Consider the following 5,037-nt stretch of genomic DNA (forward strand, 5'->3'; position numbering starts at 1 on the left):
CGAAGCCGGGCCATTTTTGCTCGATGACACGCCAGACGAAGCCGGCGGCAAAAACCCGCTCGGCCATGGTGGAGAGAATACGGTCATCCGCGATGTCGGCGACCGCGGCATTGTCCGGCGCCGGCCCCAGCAAGGTAGCAAGCTCCGCCTCGCCGCCTTTGCGTTTTGCCGCGCGCTGGCGAATTATCTTGAAATCAGCCATCGGTCCCTCACAAGTTGCCCTAGATGTAACACTTCCCGAGACAGCCCGCAGCCTCTACGTCTTATGACAGGCGAGCCCAGGAGACGGCCATGAACAAGACGATCGACGACCTGGCGAACCGCTGGCTGAGGCGAAAGCCCGACGGGCTCAGTCTGCTCGAAAGCCGGGTGCTGCAAAGCACCATCGAGCGCACCACCATCACCAGGGACACCAACAAGGCCGTCGCCTTCCACCAGACTTTCGGCGACCGGCTGGCCGATACGATCGCCCGTATCGGCGGCTCATGGTCCTTCATCCTCGCCTTCCTGGCTTTCCTGGCCGTTTGGACCGTCGGCAATGTCTGGCTCCTGTCGCGCGATGCCTTCGATCCCTACCCCTTCATCTTCCTCAACCTCGTGCTGTCGATGCTGGCGGCCATCCAGGCGCCTGTCATCATGATGGCGCAGAACCGCCAGACCGAGCGCGACCGTATCGACGCCGCCCATGACTACGAGGTCAATCTCAAGGCCGAGATCGAGATCATGGCGCTGCACGAAAAGCTGGACGAACTGCGCCACAGCCAGATTCTGAGCATGCGCGACGAGATCCTGCGGCTGGCGGAAACGGTTAAGCGCATCGACGAAAGACTGTCGCAGCAGCCCGCATCATGACCGAGACGATCCACCATTTCGTCGAACAATACGGATTGCTGGCGGTCTTTCTCGGCTGCGTGGCCGAGGGCGAAAGCGCCGCCATTCTTGGCGGCTTCTTCGCCCACCAGCATGTCTTCGTGCTCTGGCATGCATTCGTGGCGGCGGCACTCGGCGCCTTCGTCGGCGACACCTTCTTCTTCATCCTTGGCCGAAGCTTCGCCGACAACCGCCATGTCGTCAGGTTGCGGCGGCGTCCCGGCTTCCGCCGCGCCTACCGCCTGCTCAACACCCATCCCAACATCTTCGTGCTGTCGAACCGTTACATTTACGGGATGCGGCTGGTCGGCGGCATCGCCGCCGGCCTTTCGACCATACCGGCGCCGCGATTCATCGTCCTCAACGCCATTTCATCGATGGTCTGGGCAATGCTGTTCAGCACGATCGGTTATGTCTTTGGGCTGGGCGCGGAGCAGATCATCGGCAAGGCGCTGGCCCATCACGAGCGGCTGTTGATCGGCCTGGGCATAGGGCTGACCGTCGCTGTCATCGCCTGGCTGGTCGCCCGCCATATCGCCAGACGTGAGCGCGGCCGGGAGCAGTGAGGCCATCGGCTGATTTTTCGGCGAGGGAAATCAGATCGGATAGCCGGTCACGCGCTCGATTAGGGCGATGCCCCAGACGCCGCCGGCGATCACGATCGAAATCAACACCGCCAGTGAACCGCAATCCTTGGCTAGCTGGATGTCGATGTGGAATTCACGCGAGATCGCGTCGCACGCCGCCTCGATCCCGGTGTTGAGCACCTCGACCATGATCAACAGCAGGACCGCGCCGATCAGCAGCGCGTAGCTGCGCCACGACACCGAAATGAACCAGCCGGCGGGCAAGGCCAGCAACAGGAGCATCAGCTCCTGCTGGAAGGCCTTCTCGCTGACGGCCAGCTTGCGAAATGCCCGCACCGAATTGATAAAAGCATCGATCAGCCGCTGCATGCCAAACCCCTTTGCGAATCACCGGCACGGGATAAAGCAATGGCCCGATCAATGGAATAAGGCGGATCGCCCAAATTTCAATCGCCAGCCACCTTCACCGAAGGCGTCGACTTTTCGAACCGCGGAAGGCTGTCGTCGATCGAGTAGTAATCGCCCTTGTCGCCGACGAAGATATGGCATTCGCCTTCCAGGCCGGTCGGCGCGTCGAACGATCCGGCCAGGACCGAAACATAGGCGTCATCCCTGGGCTTCCAGAACAGCAGCGAGCCGCATGTCTTGCAGAAACCGCGTCTGGCGAAGGACGATGCCTCGTACCAGGTGATGTTGTCGGCACCTTCAACGACGATGTCGGCGTCGGCAATGTTGGTCGCGGCATAGAAATGTCCGCTCTGTTTGCGGCACTGCGAGCAATGGCAGTAGATGACGCCGCGCAGCGCCCCGCGTGTCTTGAAGCGGACCGCTCCGCACAGGCACGATCCCTGGTGACTGTCACTCATTTCGCCCCTCCTCGAAGGAACCTCATCCAGCATAGCGGTGAGGATTCCAGCTTTGCGATGGTTACGCGCAAGCAAATACGACATCCGCTGGCGCGCCGATTTCGAAATTCAGTTTCATTTTCGGCTGGCGCTACACGGATTTGGAGTTCGTGGCCGTCAAAACGGATGTTGTCGCGCGCATGGTGGTGTGAAAGTTTATGCCTCTACAGCCACAGGTAGAGAAAAACCTGTGGAAGCTTTACGAATTAAGGAAACTTTAGCGCTGCCGCAATTATGGTCTCTCAAGCGAAGGGCGTGGGTGGGGACGCGTCTCTTCCCAAGATGTTCTGGAATGTTCGCAAGCGCTCCCCAGTCGGCGATCAATGGAACCCGCGAAATCTGCATCGGGATCCTAGGGGAAGAGTGAACCAGACATGCAGCCGGCAGCCGCCCCAACCGATCAAAACACCGATATCGTGTCCGCTGTCGTTGCCACCATGCGGCAGCTGGGCGTGCTTGGTTTGCCGCGCAACTACGAGATTTTCTACGAGGCACTGAGCGGAACCAACCGCGAGCTTAGCCTTGCCGTGCTTTCTCTGAGCAACCGGCCGACACAGGATGAACTCGACAAGATCGGCCGTTCTTTCTTTGCCCAGAACCATGGGCCTGGGATCGTAGAGCACGCGCGCGACGTCATTGCCAAGGAACTCGAAGACATCGCCTCGCTGTTGAGGAGCGAACGAAGCCACATCGAGAAGTACGGCAAGATCCTCGACGAGACATCGAGCGGTCTCAGCAACCGCAGCCTGCTTTCGCAGGATCTGCTGCACAAGATCGCCAATGCCATGTCGGTCGCCACCAATTCGACCATCGACCACGGCCGGCAGGTCGCCTCGACCCTCAGCGACAAGACCGCGGAACTGGAGAGCGTCAAGTCGAAGCTCGAGGAATACAAGCGGCTGGCCGATACCGATCCCTTGACCCAGATCTGGAACCGCCGCGCCTTCGACAAGGAAATCACCAGGATTTATACCAGCAACAAGGGAATCCTGTTCAACGCCCTGATCCTTGCCGACATCGATCGCTTCAAGGACATCAACGACAGATACGGGCATCCCGTGGGCGACAAAATCATCCAGATCATCGCCGAGATTTTCCAGACCAGCATCCGTGGCGACATGTTCGTGGCCCGCACCGGCGGCGAGGAGTTCGCGCTGATCATCGAAGGTGCCAGCGAAGACGCCACTTACGAGATCGCAGAGCGCATTCGCGCGCTGATCGAGCAGACGCCGTTCACCAGCAGTCAGACCGGCATGAATTACGGCACCGTCACCGTCTCGATGGGCATCTGCATGGCGTCCGAGGCGGAAGGACCGGAAGACCTTTACACGAAGGCAGACCGGGCGCTCTACCGCTCCAAGGTCAGCGGGCGCAACCGCGTCACTAGGCACTCGACGATGGCCGGCCGCGCCGGCAAGAGCTGGCTGCTCTACAAGAAAGACTGAAACAGATCGGACCGCGCACTGGTAGAACCGGCGCGGTCAGGCATAGGCGAAACCGGCCGCGATGATGCCCAGCGCGCCGAGCGCCAGCGAGCCGATCCACGGCCAGCGCTTGCCATGGGTAATGATCGACAGGGTCGCAACGGCGATCGAGATATGCAGCAGCGTCACCGCCAAGGTCAGTACATGGTGGCGATGCTCCCGCACCTCACTGTCACGCAGTTTCTCGTCGACCTGATTTTCAAATTCGGTTGCCTTGGCCTGTATTTCCGCGCCGTCGGCCTCGTTGCGCTTCGCGTTGGCCTGGAACTGCTCGGCAGCGGGACCGCCCATCGCGGCCGCGATCTCATAGTTGTTCTTCTTGATGCTTTTCGCCTGAAAGAAGCTCCACTGATCGCTGGCCTTGTTCTGGAGGTAGGCCGCCTCGCTCTTGTCATTGATCGCTTCGGCGGTTTCGAGCGACTCGAAACTGCCCACCGTGGCGGCAAGGACTGCCAGCACCGCGATGGTGACCGAGACCGTGGTCAGAAACGGATTGCCCTCATGCGCGGCATGTTCGGCATGCTCGGCGTTCTCGAGGTGCTCCTGTGTGGCGTCTTCCATAGCCATTGCCGAATCCTAGCCGAATAAGGAAATCCCGGCGGCAACGCTTCGCCTCAATCTTGGTCTGGCAATGGTCGAGCGAGTATAAATTTTCGTAAGGTTTGATGCCGCGACTGCCTGGAGGACATGGCTTCGAAACGAAAAAGGCGCCGGATTCCTCCAACGTCGTCCCAGAGCATGTTTCATTTAGATTGAAGCATATCCAGCGCCCCCGACGAGTGGCGCAGTTCATATCCCTCACCGATACTCGCCTTCTTCGAGGCGCGGCGGCACAGTATCTTCTACGGGTATCTGATCCGATTTGAAGATCAAGCCCGCACCTTGTCCGGTCGCCAGCAATCCTTGCAGATGGGGCGCGACAAACGGCGCATCTTCGTCGAGAAACAAGGATCCGGTATCGACCAGATAGGTGGCCAATCCCCGGGATCCCATGCCATGCACCAGCAATTCTCCGCCGCCATTGTCGGCATAGGGCATCGCACCGGGGATTGCCACCGATACGCCGTAGGCCCGGTCCATCGCCATGACGTGCTCGGGACCCCATAGGCGCAATTCGCCATGGCGGTTCCAAAGCAGCACCAGGTTGGTCATTTCCCTGACAATTTCAAGATAGCCGGCCGGAATGTGCGG

The 5,037-nt window shown here is 60.0% G+C and carries 7 protein-coding genes and 1 pseudogene; 3 read left to right on the top strand and 5 right to left on the bottom strand.

What is annotated here, in order from left to right; all coding sequences use genetic code 11:
• Window positions 1-202 (bottom strand): annotated as a pseudogene (locus J0I79_RS03300) (DNA-3-methyladenine glycosylase I); the annotation flags it as partial.
• A gap of 89 nt (window positions 203-291) precedes the next feature.
• On the opposite strand from J0I79_RS03300, the gene J0I79_RS03305 reads away from it, so the two are divergent.
• Both J0I79_RS03305 and J0I79_RS03310 read left to right on the top strand, forming a co-directional pair.
• Window positions 292-852 carry a DUF1003 domain-containing protein gene (locus J0I79_RS03305; RefSeq protein ID WP_292855300.1) on the top strand — a complete coding sequence of 187 codons (561 nt, stop codon included), beginning with the start codon at window positions 292-294 and terminating at the stop codon, window positions 850-852.
• Complete coding sequence (locus tag J0I79_RS03310) at window positions 849-1,436, top strand: DedA family protein (RefSeq protein ID WP_292855301.1); 588 nt, start codon at window positions 849-851, stop codon at window positions 1,434-1,436. Before J0I79_RS03305 ends, J0I79_RS03310 begins: the two co-directional genes overlap by 4 nt.
• A 30-nt stretch (window positions 1,437-1,466) precedes the next feature.
• On the opposite strand, the gene J0I79_RS03315 is transcribed toward J0I79_RS03310, so the two are convergent.
• Window positions 1,467-1,826, bottom strand: coding sequence for a diacylglycerol kinase (locus J0I79_RS03315; RefSeq protein WP_292855302.1), 360 nt, complete (start codon window positions 1,824-1,826; stop codon window positions 1,467-1,469).
• 77 nt (window positions 1,827-1,903) lie between these two features.
• Window positions 1,904-2,323, bottom strand: a complete 420-nt coding sequence (locus J0I79_RS03320; RefSeq protein ID WP_292855303.1) for a GFA family protein — start codon at window positions 2,321-2,323, stop codon at window positions 1,904-1,906.
• Between the two features lie 413 nt (window positions 2,324-2,736).
• On the opposite strand from J0I79_RS03320, the gene J0I79_RS03325 reads away from it, so the two are divergent.
• A complete protein-coding gene (locus tag J0I79_RS03325) occupies window positions 2,737-3,807 on the top strand; it encodes a diguanylate cyclase (protein ID WP_292855304.1) in 1,071 nt (356 codons plus the stop codon).
• Between the two features lie 36 nt (window positions 3,808-3,843).
• Here J0I79_RS03325 and J0I79_RS03330 read toward each other — a convergent pair whose 3' ends face one another.
• Both J0I79_RS03330 and J0I79_RS03335 read right to left on the bottom strand, forming a co-directional pair.
• Window positions 3,844-4,413: a DUF4337 domain-containing protein gene (locus J0I79_RS03330; protein ID WP_292855305.1), complete on the bottom strand. Its 570-nt coding sequence runs from the start codon at window positions 4,411-4,413 to the stop codon at window positions 3,844-3,846.
• A 231-nt stretch (window positions 4,414-4,644) separates the two neighbouring features.
• A partial coding sequence (locus J0I79_RS03335) for a hypothetical protein (RefSeq protein WP_292855306.1) occupies window positions 4,645-5,037 on the bottom strand: 393 nt, incomplete at its 5' end.

The organism is Mesorhizobium sp. (genome assembly GCF_017306585.1).
In the GTDB taxonomy this organism is placed as follows: Bacteria; Pseudomonadota; Alphaproteobacteria; order Rhizobiales; family Rhizobiaceae; genus Mesorhizobium.

Bases quoted from the DNA above. Each gene is read 5' to 3' on its own strand.
- J0I79_RS03305 (WP_292855300.1), top strand. From the start codon at position 292: ATGAACAAGACGATCGACGACCTGGCGAACCGCTGGCTGAGGCGAAAG.
- J0I79_RS03310 (WP_292855301.1), top strand. From the start codon at position 849: ATGACCGAGACGATCCACCATTTCGTCGAACAATACGGATTGCTGGCG.
- J0I79_RS03315 (WP_292855302.1), bottom strand. From the start codon at position 1,826: ATGCAGCGGCTGATCGATGCTTTTATCAATTCGGTGCGGGCATTTCGC.
- J0I79_RS03320 (WP_292855303.1), bottom strand. From the start codon at position 2,323: ATGAGTGACAGTCACCAGGGATCGTGCCTGTGCGGAGCGGTCCGCTTC.
- J0I79_RS03325 (WP_292855304.1), top strand. From the start codon at position 2,737: ATGCAGCCGGCAGCCGCCCCAACCGATCAAAACACCGATATCGTGTCC.
- J0I79_RS03330 (WP_292855305.1), bottom strand. From the start codon at position 4,413: ATGGCTATGGAAGACGCCACACAGGAGCACCTCGAGAACGCCGAGCAT.